The sequence below is a fragment of the Streptomyces sp. NPDC006326 genome (genome assembly GCF_040612915.1).
GTDB lineage: Bacteria > Actinomycetota > Actinomycetes > Streptomycetales > Streptomycetaceae > Streptomyces.
The window spans coordinates 1-16,533 of the sequence record NZ_JBEXRC010000036.1; the positions used below are offsets into that span (position 1 = coordinate 1).

Here is a 16,533-nt window from a genome sequence, read left to right on the forward strand (position 1 = left end):
GGCGGATCCCGGGATCCGCCGGCCTCTGCGCGCGTCCTCGGTGACTAGTGCTTGAAGGTGTCCTTGGCCTTCTGGGCGGTCTGCTTCGCGTCACCGGCAGCCTGTTCCGCCCGGCCCTTCATCTCCAGGCTCTCGTTCCCGAGGGCCTTGCCCGTGGTTTCCTTGATCTTGCCCTTCGCCGTCTTGCCGACGTTCTTGGCTTTCTTGCCTCCGGCCATCCCCAGCCACCTCCTGAGAAGAAGCTCTCTTACTGCACATTCCCTGCATTCCGGGCAATATGCCCTCCCTGGCGCTCCGGGGAACCGGGCGGACGTCACGGGAGGCGGCCCCGGACACCCCGCACGAGAATGAGGAAGGGAAATCGGCGCTCGGCGGCGAGGTGCGGGGATGGACGATGCGGCTTTCGGCCGACTGCTGGCCCGGCTGCTCGGCGATGCCCACCGCTGCGGCCCCGACGACCTGCCCGCCCTGGTTCAGGGGGCCGCGCGTGCCATGGGGATGCACGACGCCGTGATCTACCTGGCCGACGTACAGCAGGCGCAGCTGGTCCCCCTCCGCGCCGCCGGGCGGGCCCCACGGGCCCCGGCCGGAGGGCCGCCTGCGGGCGGGCGTCTGGCCGTGGACGGCACGCTCGCCGGCTGGGCGTACCGCACGCAGTCCCTGCGCCTCTCCTCGTCCGACGACACGGTGGTGTGGCTGCCGCTCGTCGACGGCGTCGAGCGGATGGGGGTCCTGCGCGTCACCGCGCCCCCGCTCGACCCCGCCGCCCTCCAACAGTGCAGGACACTGGCGGCGTTGACGGGACAGTTCCTGTTCTCCAAGCTCCCGACCAGCGACACCGTCCTGCGGGCACTGCGGACCCGCCCGATGACGCTGCAGGCCGAGCTCGGCTGGGCCTTCATGCCTCCGCGGACGATCGGCACCCGCTCCGCCACCTCCAGCGCGGTCCTGGAGCCCGCGTACGCGATCGGCGGCGACGCCTTCGACCACTCGATCACCGCCACCACGCTGCACATGGTCGTGATCGACGCGATGGGGCACGATCTGGCCTCCGGGCTCTGCGCCGCCGTGGCGATGGCCGGCTGCCGTTCCACCCGGCGTACCGGCGGTGATCTCGCCGACATCGCCACCGCGGTCGACGAGGCGCTCGGCACCTGGCTCCCCGACCGTCTGCTCACCGCCGTGTTCGCGGATGTCGACCTGGGGACCGGCGCCCTGACCTGGGTGAACTGCGGGCATCCGGCGCCGCTGATCATCCGCAACCACCGTGTGGTACCCGGAGCCCTGCAACGCCCCCCGCAGCTGCCCCTCGGTCTCGGACCGCGCACCCGGCGGGCCCCCAGCGTGATCCACCATGCGCAGCTGGAGCCCGGCGACCGGGTCCTGGTGTACACCGACGGGGTCACCGAGGCCCGCTCCAGTACCGGGGAGCAGTTCGGTGAGGAACGGCTCGTGGACACCATCGTCCGCGCGACGGCCGCCGGCGAGGCCGCCCCGGAGGCCCTGCGCCGCCTGGTACGGGCCATCCTCGACCACCACGACGACCGCCTCACGGACGACGCCACGATCCTCCTGGCCGAGTGGCACCCTCACGGAGCCGCCCCGCCGCAGGAGCCTTCGAGGACGCCGCCGTCCGCGGAGCCGTCGGGCGCTCGGCCCGAGGGGCCCGCGGCCGCGGGCGGGCCCGGGGGTGAGGGCACACCGTCAGGTGTCTGAGCGGGAGGTCCTCCGGGACGCTCCGCTCGGGGGTTCGGCGCGTACCGGAAGACCTGGGGGCCCATGATGGGCCACCGACCCTGCGGATCGCCGCCGCACACGAGGGGCGTGGCGCGTCAACACCCGGGCGGGATGGGCGTCCGATCGTGGGACAAACGCCGTGGCGCCCCGCAAATGCGCCCCGCACGCCCGGGCCGGTGGTACACAACTGGCCTACACAGATACCCCCAAGTGGGGCACCGGCCAGAGGAGTGGCGGATGACCAGCACGCCAGCACGACACCGTCCCCCCACCGGCCTCATCGCGGACGACGGCACCGCCGCCACCGGTGCCTCCCCCGAGTCGGCCGGACGCGCGGCGCTGGGACGGGCCACCGGAATCCTGATGGCCCTCGTGCCGTGCAGCACCGCGACCGCCCGCCGCATCCTCGCCGAGACCGCCCGGGTCGCCGGAGTGGGCCTGCCCGAGGCGGTGGGCGCCGCACTCGCCCTGCGGGACGGCGAGGACGCGCCGCCGACCCCTGTCGAAACCATCCTGCAGACCGTGATCGAACACACCCTGCACACCCCCGACCCGGCGCCGGCCGCCCTCCAGCCCAATCCCGGCGTGCTCCGCGGACACCTGCGCCACTTCCGGGCCCTGCGCCGCCGGACCTTCGCCACCCCCGAGGACCCCGGGCTGCGCTGCGAGCTGGAGGACGCCTCCTACACGCTGTGCGTGCTCACCGGCCGCCGCAGTCCCCACCACGCCGTCCACGCCGCGGAGGAGCTCGTCGCCCTCCACCGCCTCGACGCACCCCACGACCAGTAGGGGGTGTCCGCCCATGACCACGCCGAGCACACTGCCCGCCCCGCCGACAGGGACCACCCCGGCCCCCACGGCCAGCGCCACCGGGACCCTCATGACCCTCCTCCCCGGCCGTGCCGGCGCCTCCCGGCCGGCCTCGGGGATCCCTCGGCAGCCGAGGCACCCGGCCGCCGGCCGGACACCGCTGTTCGACACGCTCGCACGGGACTGGGCCGCCCGCGGGGCCACCGTTCCTGGGACGCCCGACCCCGTCTGGGAGCGGCTGGTCTCGTGGGAGCACCTCCGCTGGGAGACCGAGTGCACGCTGCGCAGCCTCCATCTCCAGGGCAGCGGATTCGCTTCCGAAGGCCCGGCATGGGTATCGGGAATCTGGTAAGACGCCCGGATAGCAGCCCCGGGAGGAAGCATGGATGAGGGCTTCGACGCGCCCGTCGCACAGGAACCCGCGATCCGCACCGCGCCCACCGAGCCACCGACGCATCCGTTCCCGGTCGGCCCCGACCCGCACCCGGCGCCGCCCACCCACCCCTTCCCGGCCGACCCGCACGCGCCCGAACCGAAGCCGCCCTCGCCTCCGGAGCCGGACCGCGAGCCGGGACCCGAACCCGCGCCGAGGCCCCCGCCGCACTGAGGGCCCGCCGCACCGGGGGCCGGGCCCGGCCCCGACCGGGAGGAAGCCGTGAAACTGCAGTTCCTGAGCGCCCTGTACGAGCATCACGGACCGGTGGCGTCGGTGTACCTCGACACCTCCCGCGACATCGACGACCCGGACCGCGCCATCGACCTGCGGTGGCGGAGCCTGCGCGAGGGCCTGCTCGCCCACGGCGCCGACCCGGCCACCGTGGGGGCCGCCGGCCGAGCCGTCGGTACGGACGCCCCGGTGTCCGGCCCGCACGGCCAGGCGGTCTTCGCGGCGGAGGGCGAGCTCCTGCTGGCCGCGTGCCTGCCCGAGCCGCCCGTCGACTCGACGGCCCGGTACGGGGTCGTCCCCGACGCCCTCCCCCTCGCCCTCCAGCACGCGCCGGACATCCCGTACACGGCGCTGGTCGTCCACCGGACGCACACCATGGACACGGGCAACGCAGAGGACGAGCTGGAGGTGGAGCGCGAGAGCGGGCGATGGCCGATGAGCCGGGTCGCGGCCCGCCGGACCCCCGCACGGCGCATCCCCGTGGACGGCTGGGCCAAGGAGGCCGAGCAGCTCCTCGCCGAGTTCGCGGACCAGGTCGAGGCCCGCGGCACCGAGGTGATCGTGCTCGCCGGAGACCCCTGGGCGGCGAACACCCTCACCCGCGAGGCGCCGCGGCACCTGCACGACCGCTTCGTCCGGCTCCGCGACGGCCACCCCCGGCGACCTCAGCCCGGCCGGGCCCTGCTGGAGGCGGAGCTCCGCTCGCTGCTCGCGGGCAAGGTGCCCGAGCACGACCGGCAGCGGCTGGACGCCTTCCACGCGCAGCGCGCCCGCCGCCCCGAGGAGGTCGAGGGCCTCGCCGCGACGGTCACCGCCCTCCAGCGCGGACAGGCCCGGGCACTGCTGGTCAACCGGCCCGCGCGGCTGCCGGGCCGGCTGTGGGCGGGAGCGGAGCCGACGCACCTCGCGCTCTCGGGTACGGAGCTGACCGCGTTCGGGGTGGGCTACTACTGGGAGGAGGAGCCCGGCGCGGCGCTGATCAGGGCGGCGTACGGCACCCACGCCGAGCTGCTGGTCGTCGAGCGCGAGGAACTGGCCCTGGAGGACGGGCTCGGGGTGCTGCTGCGCTACGTCGACACGGACGCCTGAACGTGGCGAGGCGGAAGGAGGAGCCATGGCCCGGGTGACGGTGGAAGGCGGGGAGCTGGTCGTCCGGCTGTCCCTGCGGGAGAGCCTGGCCGCCCGGCGGCGCGAGGTCCGCGTACCCCTTTCCTCGCTGCGCCGGGTCGAGGTCGAGTCCAGCTGGTGGCGGGTGCTGCGCGGGGTGCCCGGCCACGGCAGCTGGCGCCCCGGGCGGTGCCTGGGTGTCCGGCACGCGCCGGGCGGGGACGATTTCGTCGCCGTGAAGGCGCAGGGGCCGGTGCTCTGCATGGAGCTGGCCGGGGAGGGTGCGCTGCGCCGGGTGGCGGTCTCCGTCCCCGATGCCCGGCGGCTGTGCGAGGAGCTGAGCGCCTTCCTCCCCGCGGAAGAGGAAGGGAAAGAGGAAGGCGGCGGCCGGCCGGCGCCTCCCCCGCCGCACCGGCCGTTGCTCCAGCACGAGGGCGGGACCGCGGACGATCACGGCCGCAGGCCCGGCGCGCCCTCCCGGACGGGGACCGGAGCCCAGCCTCCGGCGGACGACGAGCGGGTACGGGAGGCCAACCAGGGCGCGGACGGGGGCCCAGCCGAGGACCGGGGAGGGGCCGAGCACGGAGCCCGGGACCGGACCGGGGAGACGGGCGGCGGGGTGCGGCCCCCGTCGCAGCCCTGATGGCCGAGGCCGCACCCCAGGCCCGGGGTCTACCCGGGGCGGGCGCGGTCATGCCGGAGGCATCTTGACAGTGCCGGTCCCAGGTTCTATCCCAGTCAGTGAAGGCGTTGTTTGCGCAGGTGGCAGGCCTCGGGGGAGGTGGAGGCAAAACCTCGGGGGCATCCGGCGCGGCACCGGGGCGCTCTTCGCCCCGAAGCTCCCCGGAGCGGCTCCTGCGGCGGATGTGAGCAGAGAGGAGCACGAGCCATGGCGCGCTCGGTGGGTATCGATCTCGGAACCACGAATTCCGTCGTCAGCGTCCTGGAGGGCGGCGAGCCCACCGTCATCCCGAACGCCGAGGGTGCCCGTACGACCCCCTCCGTGGTGGCCTTCGCCAAGGGCGGGGAGGTACTGGTCGGGGAGGTCGCGAAACGGCAGGCCGTCACCAATGTGGACCGCACGGCCCGTTCGGTGAAACGGCACGTCGGGGATCCGCAGTGGCGGTTCCCGGAGGCCGGGGACGTGGACGGCAAGCGCTACACCGCGCAGGAGATCTCCGCGCGGGTGCTGCAGAAGCTCAAGCGGGACGCGGAGGCCTACCTCGGGGAGGACGTGACCGACGCCGTCGTCACGGTGCCCGCCTACTTCAACGACGCGCAGCGCACCGCCACCAAGGAGGCCGGCGAGATCGCGGGGCTGAGGGTGCTGCGGATCGTCAACGAGCCGACCGCCGCGGCGCTCGCGTACGGGCTGGACAAGGGGCACGACCAGACGATCCTCGTCTTCGACCTGGGCGGCGGCACCTTCGACGTGTCGCTGCTGGAGATCGGCGAGGGCATCGTCGAGGTCAAGGCCACCAACGGCGACACCCACCTGGGCGGCGACGACTGGGACCAGCGCATCGTCGACCACCTGGTCCAGCAGTTCAAGAACGGGTACGGCATCGACCTGTCCAAGGACAAGATGGCGGCCCAGCGGCTGCGCGAGGCCGCCGAGAAGGCGAAGATCGAGCTGTCCTCCGCCACCGAGACCAACATCAACCTGCCGTACATCAGCGCCTCGGCCGACGGTCCGCTGCACCTGGAGGAGCGGCTCACGCGGACGCAGTTCCAGGAACTCACCGCCGACCTGCTGGAGCGCTGCAAGACGCCCTTCCACGAGGCGGTCAAGGACGCCCGCATCAAGGTCTCGGACGTGGACGACGTGATCCTGGTGGGCGGCTCCACCCGGATGCCGGCGGTGACCGAGCTGGTGCGCGAGCTCACCGGCAAGGACCCGCACAAGGGCGTCAACCCGGACGAGGTCGTCGCCATCGGCGCCGCTCTGCAGGCCGGTGTCCTCAAGGGTGAGGTCAAGGACGTCCTGCTCCTCGACGTGACCCCGCTGTCCCTCGGCATCGAGACCAAGGGCGGCATCATGACCAAGCTCATCGAGCGCAACACCACGATCCCGACCAAGCGGTCCGAGACCTTCACGACGGCCGAGGACAACCAGCCGTCCGTGCAGATCCAGGTCTACCAGGGCGAGCGCGAGATCGCGGCGTACAACAAGAAGCTCGGCATGTTCGAGCTGACCGGCCTGCCCCCGGCCCCCCGCGGCGTCCCGCAGATCGAGGTCACCTTCGACATCGACGCCAACGGCATCATGCACGTCACGGCCAAGGACCTCGGCACGGGCAAGGAGCAGAAGATGACCGTCACCGGCGGTTCGGCGCTGCCGAAGGACGACATCCAGCGCATGATGCACGACGCCGAGCAGCACGCCGAGGAGGACCGCCGCCGCAAGGAGGCCGCCGAGACCCGCAACCAGGCCGAGCAGCTCGTCTACCAGACGGAGAAGTTCCTCAAGGACAACACCGACAAGGTCCCGGCCGAGGTCAAGGCCGAGGTCGAGGGCGCCGTCGCCGAGCTGAAGGAGAAGCTCAAGGGCGAGGACACCTCGGCGATCCGCACCGCGACCGAGAAGGTCGCCGCGGTCAGCCAGAAGCTCGGCCAGGCCATGTACGCGCAGGCGCAGGCCACGGGCCAGGAGCCGCCGGGTACGGCGGGCGCGGGCGGTGACGCGGGCCGGGCCGGTGCGACGGACGCCGCGGACGACGTCGTCGACGCCGAGATCGTCGACGACGAAACGCCGAAGGGGGGAACGGGATGAACGGGCCGGGCGAGCCCCGGGATCCCGACCGCGAGGACCGCGCCGAACGGCTGGAGTCCGCCCTCGCGGAACGCACGGCCGATCTGCAGCAGGTCAAGGCGGAGTACGACAACTACCGCAAGCGGATCCGGCGCGACCGCCTCGCCGTGCGGGAGGCGGCCGTCGCCAACGTGCTCACCGGGATGCTGCCGGTGCTCGACGCGATCGACGAGGCGCGGGCGCAGGGGGAGGTCACCGGCGGTTTCCGGTCGGTGGCGCGCCTCCTGGAGGCGCAGCTCGCCTCTCTGGGTCTGCAGAGCGTCGGCGAGCCGGGAGAGCCCTTCGACCCGCGGGTCCACGAGGCGGCCACCTGCACCACCGCGGCGGGCACTACCTCGCCCGTGTGTACGGAGGTGCTGCGCGCGGGCTACCGCGTGGGCGCCCACCTGCTGCGGCCCGCCCAGGTCGCCGTGACCGGACCACCGGACCGGCCGGTCGGACCGCCGTCCGCGTGAGGCGTCAGGCGGATTCGTCGGCGAGTTCGAGGGCCAGCTCCTGGAGGATCTCCTGCGCCGACCGGGGCGGGTCGAGTTCGTCGTACGCATCGGCGACCGCCTCGAAGGCCAGCACGAATCCGGTGACCAGGGAGCTCCAGGGGCCGGAGAGCTGCTCCAGCATCGCGCGCCCGATCTCTGCCGCGTCCGCTCCGGCGGGGACCAGGAACGTCGACGGCGTGACCTCGCCGAGCAGCGCGGACACGTAATCCGAATCGACACCACTGCGCAGGCCCGTCAGTACTGCGATGGCCTTGAGCTTGATCTCGTTGTCGCTGGCTAGCACCGGTCCTCCTGCGGGATGCGCCGTGGCCCGGGTCCCTGGTGCGGGCCCCTCTGCCGGGCTGAGCGCCTGCCCCGGCCGGGGCCCGCCAAACGACGTCACCGCACCGGGGGCGAACGCGGGGCCGAAGCGCCCGGTTCACACCTCGCGCCACCGGTCGTCGACCAGGTGGGAGCCGGCCATCGGCCCCATCCGCAGCATGCCGCCGTCGACCGCCCACGAGGCGCCCGTGACGTAGGAGGCGTCCTCGCCGGCCAGGAAGGCGATCACGGCCGCGACCTCCCGGGCATCGCCCGGTCTGCGCAGGGGGACTCCGGGCCGGGTCTCCTGCCGTACGTCCCGGTCCTCCTGGCCGGTCATGGGAGTGGCGATCTCCCCGGGGGCCACGGAATTCACGGTGATGCCGTACTCGGCCAGCTCCAGGGCCATGACCTGGGTGAGCAGTCCCAGGCCGCCCTTCGCGGCGCAGTAAGGGGCTGCGCCGACGCGGGGCTGGTGCTCGTGCACCGAGGTGACGTTGACGATCCTGCCCCCGTCGCCCTGGTCGATCATGCGGCGGGCCGCCCGCTGCGAGCACAGGAACGGGCCGACCAGATCGACGTCCAGGACCTCGCGGAGGGTGTCGAGGCGGATGTCGAGGAACGGTGTGGCGGTTCCGGTGCCCGCGTTGTTCACCAGGACGTCGATCCGGCCGAGGTCCTCGGCGAGCCGGTCGATGACGTCGGCGGCCTCGGGCAGTCCGGTCAGGTCCAGCCGGCGTACGGCCGCCTTGCGGCCGTACGCGTGGACCTCGGCAGCCGTGGCCCGGGCACCGGCCTCGTCCGTGTGCCAGGTGATGCCGACGTCCAGGCCGGCGGCCGCGAGCCGGACGGCCGTGGCCCGGCCGATGCCGGAGTCCGCGCCCGTCACCACGGCCGCCGTCGGCCTGCGCCCGCGGGCTCCGAGAGGTTGAGTCATGGCACTGCCTTTCGGTCGGCTTTCCCCGGTCGGCGGGCCCGGGCGCGGACGCTCCGGCCGGGTACGGTGCACCTACCCGCGCCTCGCCCCGGCGAGGCGGGCCCATCCGGGTGCCGCCCGGCCGCCGGTCACCTGCGCCGGTCACCTGCCGCCGGTCACCTGCCGCCGCCCGTGAACGAGATCACGCACCCGGTCGACCAGACCGGTGTCGGGGGCTGCCGGGTCGGGCCCGGCCGGCGCGAGCTCCTTCGCACGACGCGCCTCGTCGCCCAGCCGGTCCAGGACGCCTTGCGGACAGGCCCGGCGCAGCCGGGGGAAGAGGTTCTCCTCCTCGTCCCGCACGTGGGCGGTGACCTCGGACTTCAGCGCGGCGAGGAGACGGTCGAATTCCGGCCCCTCGGCGTCCAGCCCTTCGAGGTCCTTCAGCAGCTTCTCCACCAGGGAGTGGTCCGCGACCTCCTTGTCGGCGACGACATCCCCGTCCGGAAGGTGCTCCCGGATCGCCGGGCAGAGGTGCTCCTCCTCCACGACGGTGTGCCGGACGAGTTCGACCGTCAGCCGCTCGGCCGCCCTCTGGCGGTCCTCCGCCCCCGTGGTGTGCTCGATCCGGTCGAACATCTCCGCCGCCTCGCGGTGGTCCGCGATCAGCTCGGCGATGACGTCTGCGCCGCGTCCCATGGCGCCGCTCCCTTCGACGAGGGTGTCGGCCGGCGCACACCGGCCTGCGGTGCGCCTACCCGGAGAACGGCCCGCTCTCACGGAACGCGGCCCGCTCCCCCGGCGCCGGGGTGGCGAAGCGGCCCGCATCCCCCCGGGCAGCCGCTGGGGCGGCACGGCTGGAGACGGCCCCGGGCGGGCCGCGGACACCGCCCGGCTGCCGCGGCGCGGCGACGATGCGGGCAGGGGCGCGGGTATCGGGAAGACGGTGGAGCCCTGGGCGGCCGCGCCAAGGTGCGTTGCGCACCGGGCGGTTGACGGCCGCAGCCGTACGACCTCCGGCGACGGGGGTGCTACGTGGGGGACTTGGCGGCGCGGGCCGGCCGTTCGGCGTCGAGCAGGACCCACAGGCGGCGTCCGTCCGCGGCGGCGTCGGTGCCGCAGGCGACCACGCCGGGCAGGGAGGCGAGTTCGGTGAGGACGCTGTCGTCGGGGGCGGTTCCGGTGACGTGGCTGAGGGCGACGGCGAGGATGCGGTGGTCCTGGTCGGCGAGGTGGAGGCTGATCCGCCGCCCGCCGTCGGCGACCGCGGCGCGGACCAGGAGCCCTACGGCGGTGTCCAGTTCGTGCTCGTCGAGATGGGGGTGGCCCCAGGCGCGGACGCGGGCGGCGGCCTGCGCGCCGGCCTTCTTCGCGGCCCACTCGTCCGCACGGAAGGTCAGCCCGGCGGTCCGCCGGTTGCGGATCTGCATACGGGGTGCGGAGCGGCCCCGGGACGGGGCGTTCGGCCCGCCTGCCTCGGTCGGCGACGTCGTCATGTCACCACGCTACGCGGCTGCACACGATCCCCGAAAGGCCGTCAGCCGTACGGCGGCAAGGGGAGTCGGGATCGGCCGCTCGGCGTCCGTGGCGGTCCCGCAGGGACGTCCAACGCCCGTTCCGCGGTTGCCCGGGCGCGGCGGGCCCCGGCGAACTCGACCCGGTGGTTCCCAGGTTGGCGCGAAGAGAACACTACTCTTCGTGTTTATGAGCCGCCATTCCGGTTACATGACGTAGTGACAGCCAGTCAGTACTCGACGGAAGGCAGGAACATGACCCTCGTCACCGTGCTCATCCTGGTCGCTGTCCTCGCCCTCATCGCCCTGCTCGTACTGGCCCCGCCGGTGCCGGCCCGGCGCAACGCCTTTCCCGGGCGCCGTCGCCGCGCGAGCCACCGGCGCGGCCACCGGGCCCGGCTGAGCAAGATCCCGGGCCAGCGCAGCGTCCACCACCACGCGGGCTGACCGGGGGCCGGCGCTGCCGGGCCGGCCCCCCGCGGGCTGCCCGGCTGCGGGGCGGTCAGGCCGACCCTTGCGGATCCCGCCTGAGCGGCAAGAGCCGGAAGACGGCCCTACGCGCCGCCCCGCGGCGTGGGCCGCACCTCGAACCCGCTGAGCCGCTCCCGCGCCGGCGCCTCCTCCCGTACCTCCACGTCCCGCACCTCGGCCGCCGGAGGTCCCGTGTGCGCCCAGCCCACCAGCTGCGCGACGGCCCCTTCCTCGCCCTCGAACACCGCCTCGACCTCGCCGCCCGGCAGGTTGCGCACCCACCCGGACACCCCGTGTTCCAGGGCCTGACTGCGACAGGTGTCCCGGAAGAAGACCCCCTGGACCCTTCCGGACACGATCACGTGCTTGCGTACCATGCCCCGACCATAAGGCCGGACCGCTCCGCACCGGACGTGACGGCGCGGCGACCCTCGGCGACGCGGGCGCGCCCGGGCCCGGCCGGCAGGGCACCCTGGAGATATGCCCAGGGCCAACGAGGACGTCGAGGCGCTGCTCCAGGAGTACGCGGACCTCATCGCGATCACGGGCGGGGACGCCTTCAAGGCCCGTGCGTACGAGAAGGCCGCCCGCGCCATCGGCGGCCACCCCGCCGACATCGCCCGGCTCGACGCCAAGGGCCTGCGCGAGATCCCGAACGTGGGCAAATCGATCGCCGACAAGATCGTGGAGTACCTTCACACCGGCCACGTGCCCGACATCGACACGACCAGGGCCTCGATCCCGGTCGGCGTGCGCGAGCTCATCAGGATCCCGGGGCTGGGGCCCCGCAAGGCGATGGTCCTCTACCAGGAGCTCGGCGTCTCCTCCGTGGAAGCGCTGCAGACCGCCATCGAGGAGGAGCAGCTGCGCGATCTGAAGGGCTTCGGGGAGCGCACCGAGGAGAACATCCTGCACGGCATCTCCCTGCTCCAGAAGGCCGGGAGCCGCATCCTCCTCGGCGCCGCGATGGACATCGCCGAGCAGATCGTCGCCGACATGTCGCGCATCCCGGGTTGCGTGCGGTGTACCTACGCGGGCTCTCTGCGCCGGATGCGGGAGACGATCGGCGACATCGACGTCCTGGTGGCGGCCGACCGGTCCGCGCCGTTCATGACGGCCCTGGCCGAGCTGCCGTACACGGGCGAGGTCATCGCGCACGGCGCGAAGAAGACCTCCATCCGGACCACCACGGGCCTCCAGGTCGACCTGCGCGTCCTGCCGCCGGCCTCGTGGGGTGCGGGACTCCAGTACTTCACCGGTTCCAAAGGGCACAACATCCGCACCCGGGCGCTCGCGGTACGGCAGGGGTTCAAGCTGTCCGAGTACGGGGTCTTCGACGCCGAGAGCGGCAAGAACCTCGCCTCGGAGACGGAGGAGGAGATCTACGCCCGGCTGGGCCTGCCCTGGATCCCGCCGCCGCTGCGCGAGGACCGCGGGGAGATCGCGGCCGCCCTCCAGGGCGCCCTGCCGACACTGGTGACGGAGCGTGACCTCAAGGGTGACCTGCACACCCACACGGACCTCACGGACGGTCTCGCCCCACTGGAGGACATGGTCGCCGCCGCTGCGGCGCGCGGCTACGCCTACTACGCGGTCACCGATCACGCTCCCGACCTCGCGATGCAGCGGATGACGCGCGAGAAGATCCTCGCGCAGCGGGAGCAGGTGCGTGCGCTGGACCGCACCACGCGCGGGATGCGGCTGCTGCACGGCACGGAACTCAACATCGGCCCCGAAGGCGGCCTGGACTGGCCCGACGACTTCCTCGCCGGGTTCGACCTCTGCGTGGCCTCCGTGCACTCGCACTTCAACCAGAGCAGGCAGGCCATGACCCGGCGCTTCATCCGGGCCTGCGAGAACCCGTACGTGGCGGTCATCGGCCATCCCACCACCCGGCGCATCGGCAAACGGCCGGGCGTGGACGCCGACTTCGACGCGGTGTTCGAAGCCTGCGCGCGCACGGGCACGGCCCTGGAGATCAACGCCCACCCGGAGCGGCTCGACCTGTGCGACGAGGACATCCTGCGGGCGCGACGGTACGGCGTGAAATTCGTCGTGAACTCGGACGCGCACGCCACGACGCACCTGCCGTACGTCCGCTACGGGGTGGGAACGGCGCAGCGCGGATGGCTGACGAAGGAGGACGTCGTCAACACCTGGCCGTGGACCCGGCTGCGCCGCTTCCTCGGGGCCCACAGGACGTAGGCCTGCGTGCAGTGCAGTGCCATGCAGTGCCGTGCCGTGCCGTGTCGCAGCGGCCGTCCGGAGCCGGCGGGGGCCGATAGTGGGTGCCGTGAGCAGCGAACCGGGGGCGGATGATGTCCAACGCTTCACCCGTACGTGGGAGGTCTCGGCCGGGCGGGGGTACGACACCGCGTGGGGGGAGTTCCAGGGGGACCGGCTGCGCGCCCGTGGACGGGCCTTCGCGCTGGAGCGCGGCCCCTACTGGGTGAGCTACACGCTCGACACCGGCCCCGGATGGGTCACGCGCTCGCTGCGCGTCGGCGTCGAAGGCCCGGGACACGCGGCGCGCGCGCTCGACCTCGTTCGCGGCGACGACGGGCGGTGGACGGTCGACGGGCAGCTGCGGAACGAGTTCGACGGGGCCCTCGACTGCGATCTCGGGCTGTGCCCGCTCACCAACACCATGCCCGTCCGGCGCCATGGCCTGCACCTGCGCGAAGAGGAGGGCCCGGCCCGGGAGTTCCTCATGGCCTGGGTGTCGGTGCCCGAACTCACGGTGGCCCCCTCGGTGCAGACGTACACCCCCCTGGGGAGCCGCCGGGTCCGCTACGCCTCCGGGGACTTCCGCAGCGACATCGCGTTCGACGCCGCCGGGCTCGTCCGCGACTACCCCGGCCTCGCCGCCGTCCTGGCGCCCTTCGCCGGCTGATCCCACCACGGAAGATGAGGATTGTTCACTTTCCATTGACAGGGTGGTCGCCGCGGCCCAACAGTGGGCTCTCCGGCCGTACTTGAGCCGCCGTCCTGCCCGCTGCCGAGCGAAGCGAGTCCGCATGACCGCGCCCGTGCCCGAGTTCCCCGCCGACTTCCTCTGGGGCGTCTCCTCCTCCGCCTTCCAGATCGAGGGATCGCCCACCGCCGACGGCCGGGGGCCCTCGTCGTGGGACGCCTTCACCAGGGAGCCCGGAAGGATCAAGGACGGCTCGCACGCGGACGTGGCCACCGACCACTACCGCCGCTACCGCGAGGACGTGGCGCTGATGGCCGGCCTCGGTGTCGGCGCCTACCGCTTCTCGGTGTCCTGGTCGCGCGTCCTGCCCGAGGGCCACGGCCGGGTCAACCGCGCGGGCCTGGACTTCTACGACCGGCTCGTCGACGAGCTGTGCGCCCGCGGCATCGCCCCGGTGCCGACGCTCTTCCACTGGGACACCCCGCTCGCGCTCGAAGAGGAGGGCGGCTGGCTCCGGCGCGACACGGCCGAGCGGTTCGCGGCGTACGCCTCGGTGGTCGCGGACCGGCTCGCCGACCGGGTGCCGATGTGGATCACCATCAACGAGCCCGCCGAGGTCACCCTCCTCGGCTACGGCCTCGGCGAGCACGCCCCCGGAAGACAGCTCTTCTTCGACGCCCTGCCCGCAGCCCACCACCAGCTGCTGGCCCACGGCCTGGGCGTGCAGGCCCTGCGCGCGGCGGGGGCCCGCGAGATCGGCATCGCGGCCTCGCACAGCCCGGTCTGGGCCGCTTCCGGCACCGAAGCGGACCGCGAAGCAGCCGAGTTGTACGACACGCTCACGAACCGCCTCTTCGCGGACCCGATCCTGACCGGCGCCTATCCGGACGAGGCCTTCGCCTCGCTCATGCCCGGCCCCGTGGCGGAGGACCTCAAGACGATCTCGGCCCCCCTGGACTGGTACGGGGTCAACTACTACAACCCCATGCTGGTCGGCGCCCCGCAGGAGCACACCTCCGCCGCGACGGGAACGGCCTACGCCGGCATCGACATCCCGCCCGGCCTCCCGTTCGGCATCGGGCAGATCGAGGGGTACGAGCGGACCGACTTCGGCTGGCCCGTGGTCCCGGACGGGCTGCGGGAGCTGCTCGTCGCCCTGGAGAAGCGCTACGGCGACCGCCTGCCGCCGCTGTACATCACCGAGAACGGGTGCTCGTACGGGGACGGCCCCGACCCCGCCACCGGACGGATCGCCGATGCGCGCCGGATCGCGTACCACGACGGCCATCTGCGCGCCCTGCACCGGGCGATGGGGCAGGGGGTGGACGTCCGCGGCTACTTCATCTGGTCGGTCCTCGACAACTTCGAGTGGGCCGAGGGCCATCGGCAGCGGTTCGGGCTCGTCCACGTCGACTACGAGACGCTGGATCGGACCCCGAAGGACTCCTACGCCTGGTACCGCGCGGTGATCGAGCGCGGCAGATGAGCGCCGGGCGGACGGCTGCCGCGCAGAGCGCCGGCCCGGTCGGCGCCCGGTGGGTGGGTGCGCTGTGCCTGGCCAACCTCGGGGTGTGGGTCGGCTGGTTCGGACCGCTCCAGCTGCTCCTGGCCCGCCAGGCGGAACTGCTCGCCCCGGAGCACAAGGCCTCCACGCTCGCGCTGGTGACCGGTGTGGGGGCAGCCGTGTCGATGGTCGCGAACCCGGTCTTCGGGGCGCTCTCGGACCGGACCACGGCCGCGGTGGGCCGGCGCATCCCCTGGGTGGTCGCGGGGGTCGCGGGCGGGGCGGCCGGGCTGCTGGCCCTGTCCCGGGCCTCGGGCATCGCGGGGGTGCTCGCGGGCTGGTGCCTGGTGCAGCTCGCCCTGAACGCCGCCTTCGCCGCGCTCACCGCCGCCGTCCCGGACCAGGTTCCACCCCAGCGGCGCGGCCTGGTCGGCGGGTGGCTCGGGGTCTCGCAGGTGGGCGGAGTCCTGGCCGGCACGGCGCTGGCCACGGCGGCGGGCGGAGTCACCGCCGGCTATCCGGCCTGCGCTGCCTTCACGGTCCTCGCCGCCCTGCCGTACGTCCTGATGGGGCGCGACAGCCGTCTGTCCCCCGCCGACCGGCCCACCCTGCGGCCCCGCGCCTTCCTGGCCGGCTTCTGGATCGACCCGCGCCGGCACCCGGACTTCGGCTGGGCCTGGCTGACCCGGTTCCTGATGAACCTGTCGTACTCCGTCAGCACCATGTACCTGCTCTACTACCTGACGGACGCCGTGCACTACGCGGACGACGCCGACACCGGCGTACTGGTCCTGACCGCACTCAACGCGCTCACCCTGCTGGCCACCGTGGTGGCCGGCGGCAGGCGGTCGGACCGTACGGGCCGCCGGAAGGTGTACGTCATCGCGTCCGGGCTGGTCATCACGGCAGGCACCCTGCTGCTGGCAGTCTGGCAGACCTGGACGGGGGCGGTCACCGCCTCGCTCGTCCTCGGGGCCGGCTTCGGCGTCTACACGTCCGTGGACTTCGCCCTGCTCACCGATGTCCTGCCGACCGCCGAGGACCGGGGCCGGGACCTCGGCGTCATCAACATCGCCAATGCGCTGCCCCAGGTGCTGGCTCCGGTGATCGCCGCCCCGGTGGTCACCCACCTCGGCGGATACACCGCCCTGTACGCACTGGCCGGGACCCTCGCCCTGGCCGGGTCCGTTCTGGTCGGCCGCATCCGCGGCGTGCCCTGACCGGCGGCGCTCCCCCGGGAGGGTCACCGCAGGCCGACGACGACCGCCGGGTGCCACCGGAGGG

At 73.5% G+C, this 16,533-nt stretch carries 19 protein-coding genes; 13 read left to right on the forward strand and 6 right to left on the reverse strand.

The genetic code is table 11. The features are described from left to right. Window positions 1–44: 44 nt before the first annotated feature. Window positions 45–218, reverse strand: coding sequence for a CsbD family protein (locus ABZ128_RS24970; protein ID WP_356851035.1), 174 nt, complete (start codon window positions 216–218; stop codon window positions 45–47). Window positions 219–387: 169 nt separating this feature from the next. Here ABZ128_RS24970 and ABZ128_RS24975 point away from each other — a divergent pair, with 169 nt between their 5' ends. From ABZ128_RS24975 to grpE, 8 genes are all read left to right on the forward strand, one after another. Continuing rightward, complete coding sequence (locus ABZ128_RS24975; protein WP_356851036.1) at window positions 388–1,716, forward strand: PP2C family protein-serine/threonine phosphatase; 1,329 nt, start codon at window positions 388–390, stop codon at window positions 1,714–1,716. Window positions 1,717–1,974: 258 nt separating this feature from the next. Further along, on the forward strand, window positions 1,975–2,526 hold the full coding sequence (locus ABZ128_RS24980; RefSeq protein ID WP_356851037.1) for a DUF5133 domain-containing protein: 552 nt from the start codon (window positions 1,975–1,977) through the stop codon (window positions 2,524–2,526). A gap of 13 nt (window positions 2,527–2,539) precedes the next feature. After that, a complete protein-coding gene (locus ABZ128_RS24985; RefSeq protein WP_356851038.1) occupies window positions 2,540–2,899 on the forward strand; it encodes a hypothetical protein in 360 nt (119 codons plus the stop codon). Between the two features lie 30 nt (window positions 2,900–2,929). Then, window positions 2,930–3,154, forward strand: a complete 225-nt coding sequence (locus ABZ128_RS24990; protein ID WP_356851039.1) for a hypothetical protein — start codon at window positions 2,930–2,932, stop codon at window positions 3,152–3,154. 48 nt (window positions 3,155–3,202) lie between these two features. Further along, window positions 3,203–4,303 carry a hypothetical protein gene (locus ABZ128_RS24995; RefSeq protein WP_356851040.1) on the forward strand — a complete coding sequence of 367 codons (1,101 nt, stop codon included), beginning with the start codon at window positions 3,203–3,205 and terminating at the stop codon, window positions 4,301–4,303. Window positions 4,304–4,328: 25 nt separating this feature from the next. Then, on the forward strand, window positions 4,329–4,964 hold the full coding sequence (locus ABZ128_RS25000) for a hypothetical protein (protein WP_356851041.1): 636 nt from the start codon (window positions 4,329–4,331) through the stop codon (window positions 4,962–4,964). Between the two features lie 246 nt (window positions 4,965–5,210). Beyond that, window positions 5,211–7,094 carry a molecular chaperone DnaK gene (gene dnaK, locus ABZ128_RS25005; protein WP_356851042.1) on the forward strand — a complete coding sequence of 628 codons (1,884 nt, stop codon included), beginning with the start codon at window positions 5,211–5,213 and terminating at the stop codon, window positions 7,092–7,094. Continuing rightward, entirely contained in the window at window positions 7,091–7,588 is a 498-nt protein-coding gene (grpE, locus tag ABZ128_RS25010; protein WP_356851043.1) for a nucleotide exchange factor GrpE, read from the forward strand. Before dnaK ends, grpE begins: the two co-directional genes overlap by 4 nt. 4 nt (window positions 7,589–7,592) lie before the next feature. Here the strand turns inward: grpE and ABZ128_RS25015 are convergent, their stop codons facing one another. The 4 genes from ABZ128_RS25015 to ABZ128_RS25030 form a co-directional block, all read right to left on the reverse strand. Beyond that, window positions 7,593–7,913 (reverse strand): hypothetical protein, encoded by a 321-nt coding sequence (locus tag ABZ128_RS25015; protein ID WP_356851044.1) that lies wholly within the window; start codon window positions 7,911–7,913, stop codon window positions 7,593–7,595. Window positions 7,914–8,048: 135 nt separating this feature from the next. Next, the gene (locus ABZ128_RS25020) at window positions 8,049–8,867 is read right to left on the reverse strand and encodes an SDR family oxidoreductase (RefSeq protein ID WP_356851045.1); all 819 of its coding nucleotides are present in this window, start codon (window positions 8,865–8,867) and stop codon (window positions 8,049–8,051) included. A gap of 141 nt (window positions 8,868–9,008) precedes the next feature. Beyond that, window positions 9,009–9,545, reverse strand: a complete 537-nt coding sequence (locus ABZ128_RS25025) for a hemerythrin domain-containing protein (protein ID WP_356851046.1) — start codon at window positions 9,543–9,545, stop codon at window positions 9,009–9,011. Window positions 9,546–9,877: 332 nt separating this feature from the next. Beyond that, entirely contained in the window at window positions 9,878–10,342 is a 465-nt protein-coding gene (locus tag ABZ128_RS25030) for a hypothetical protein (RefSeq protein ID WP_356851047.1), read from the reverse strand. A gap of 273 nt (window positions 10,343–10,615) precedes the next feature. On the opposite strand from ABZ128_RS25030, the gene ABZ128_RS25035 reads away from it, so the two are divergent. Beyond that, window positions 10,616–10,807, forward strand: coding sequence for a hypothetical protein (locus ABZ128_RS25035; protein ID WP_356851048.1), 192 nt, complete (start codon window positions 10,616–10,618; stop codon window positions 10,805–10,807). A gap of 107 nt (window positions 10,808–10,914) precedes the next feature. Here ABZ128_RS25035 and ABZ128_RS25040 read toward each other — a convergent pair whose 3' ends face one another. After that, a complete protein-coding gene (locus ABZ128_RS25040) occupies window positions 10,915–11,208 on the reverse strand; it encodes an acylphosphatase (protein ID WP_356851049.1) in 294 nt (97 codons plus the stop codon). A gap of 103 nt (window positions 11,209–11,311) precedes the next feature. On the opposite strand from ABZ128_RS25040, the gene polX reads away from it, so the two are divergent. From polX to ABZ128_RS25060, 4 genes are all read left to right on the forward strand, one after another. Then, entirely contained in the window at window positions 11,312–13,036 is a 1,725-nt protein-coding gene (gene polX / locus ABZ128_RS25045) for a DNA polymerase/3'-5' exonuclease PolX (protein ID WP_356851050.1), read from the forward strand. An 88-nt stretch (window positions 13,037–13,124) separates the two neighbouring features. Further along, window positions 13,125–13,724, forward strand: coding sequence for a putative glycolipid-binding domain-containing protein (locus ABZ128_RS25050; protein ID WP_356851051.1), 600 nt, complete (start codon window positions 13,125–13,127; stop codon window positions 13,722–13,724). 124 nt (window positions 13,725–13,848) lie between these two features. Next, window positions 13,849–15,231 carry a GH1 family beta-glucosidase gene (locus ABZ128_RS25055; protein ID WP_356851052.1) on the forward strand — a complete coding sequence of 461 codons (1,383 nt, stop codon included), beginning with the start codon at window positions 13,849–13,851 and terminating at the stop codon, window positions 15,229–15,231. Further along, window positions 15,228–16,469, forward strand: coding sequence for an MFS transporter (locus tag ABZ128_RS25060; RefSeq protein WP_356851053.1), 1,242 nt, complete (start codon window positions 15,228–15,230; stop codon window positions 16,467–16,469). Before ABZ128_RS25055 ends, ABZ128_RS25060 begins: the two co-directional genes overlap by 4 nt. The last annotated feature ends 64 nt before the right edge of the window (window positions 16,470–16,533 follow it).

What these genes read in the sequence shown, in the direction of transcription:
- ABZ128_RS25020 (WP_356851045.1), bottom strand. Translation starts at nt 8,867, where the DNA reads ATGACTCAACCTCTCGGAGCCCGCGGGCGCAGGCCGACGGCGGCCGTG.
- ABZ128_RS24970 (WP_356851035.1), bottom strand. Translation starts at nt 218, where the DNA reads ATGGCCGGAGGCAAGAAAGCCAAGAACGTCGGCAAGACGGCGAAGGGC.
- grpE (WP_356851043.1), top strand. Translation starts at nt 7,091, where the DNA reads ATGAACGGGCCGGGCGAGCCCCGGGATCCCGACCGCGAGGACCGCGCC.
- ABZ128_RS24975 (WP_356851036.1), top strand. Translation starts at nt 388, where the DNA reads ATGGACGATGCGGCTTTCGGCCGACTGCTGGCCCGGCTGCTCGGCGAT.
- ABZ128_RS25060 (WP_356851053.1), top strand. Translation starts at nt 15,228, where the DNA reads ATGAGCGCCGGGCGGACGGCTGCCGCGCAGAGCGCCGGCCCGGTCGGC.
- polX (WP_356851050.1), top strand. Translation starts at nt 11,312, where the DNA reads ATGCCCAGGGCCAACGAGGACGTCGAGGCGCTGCTCCAGGAGTACGCG.
- ABZ128_RS25055 (WP_356851052.1), top strand. Translation starts at nt 13,849, where the DNA reads ATGACCGCGCCCGTGCCCGAGTTCCCCGCCGACTTCCTCTGGGGCGTC.
- ABZ128_RS25025 (WP_356851046.1), bottom strand. Translation starts at nt 9,545, where the DNA reads ATGGGACGCGGCGCAGACGTCATCGCCGAGCTGATCGCGGACCACCGC.
- ABZ128_RS24985 (WP_356851038.1), top strand. Translation starts at nt 2,540, where the DNA reads ATGACCACGCCGAGCACACTGCCCGCCCCGCCGACAGGGACCACCCCG.
- ABZ128_RS25030 (WP_356851047.1), bottom strand. Translation starts at nt 10,342, where the DNA reads ATGACGACGTCGCCGACCGAGGCAGGCGGGCCGAACGCCCCGTCCCGG.
- ABZ128_RS24990 (WP_356851039.1), top strand. Translation starts at nt 2,930, where the DNA reads ATGGATGAGGGCTTCGACGCGCCCGTCGCACAGGAACCCGCGATCCGC.
- ABZ128_RS25040 (WP_356851049.1), bottom strand. Translation starts at nt 11,208, where the DNA reads ATGGTACGCAAGCACGTGATCGTGTCCGGAAGGGTCCAGGGGGTCTTC.
- ABZ128_RS25000 (WP_356851041.1), top strand. Translation starts at nt 4,329, where the DNA reads ATGGCCCGGGTGACGGTGGAAGGCGGGGAGCTGGTCGTCCGGCTGTCC.
- ABZ128_RS25035 (WP_356851048.1), top strand. Translation starts at nt 10,616, where the DNA reads ATGACCCTCGTCACCGTGCTCATCCTGGTCGCTGTCCTCGCCCTCATC.
- dnaK (WP_356851042.1), top strand. Translation starts at nt 5,211, where the DNA reads ATGGCGCGCTCGGTGGGTATCGATCTCGGAACCACGAATTCCGTCGTC.
- ABZ128_RS24980 (WP_356851037.1), top strand. Translation starts at nt 1,975, where the DNA reads ATGACCAGCACGCCAGCACGACACCGTCCCCCCACCGGCCTCATCGCG.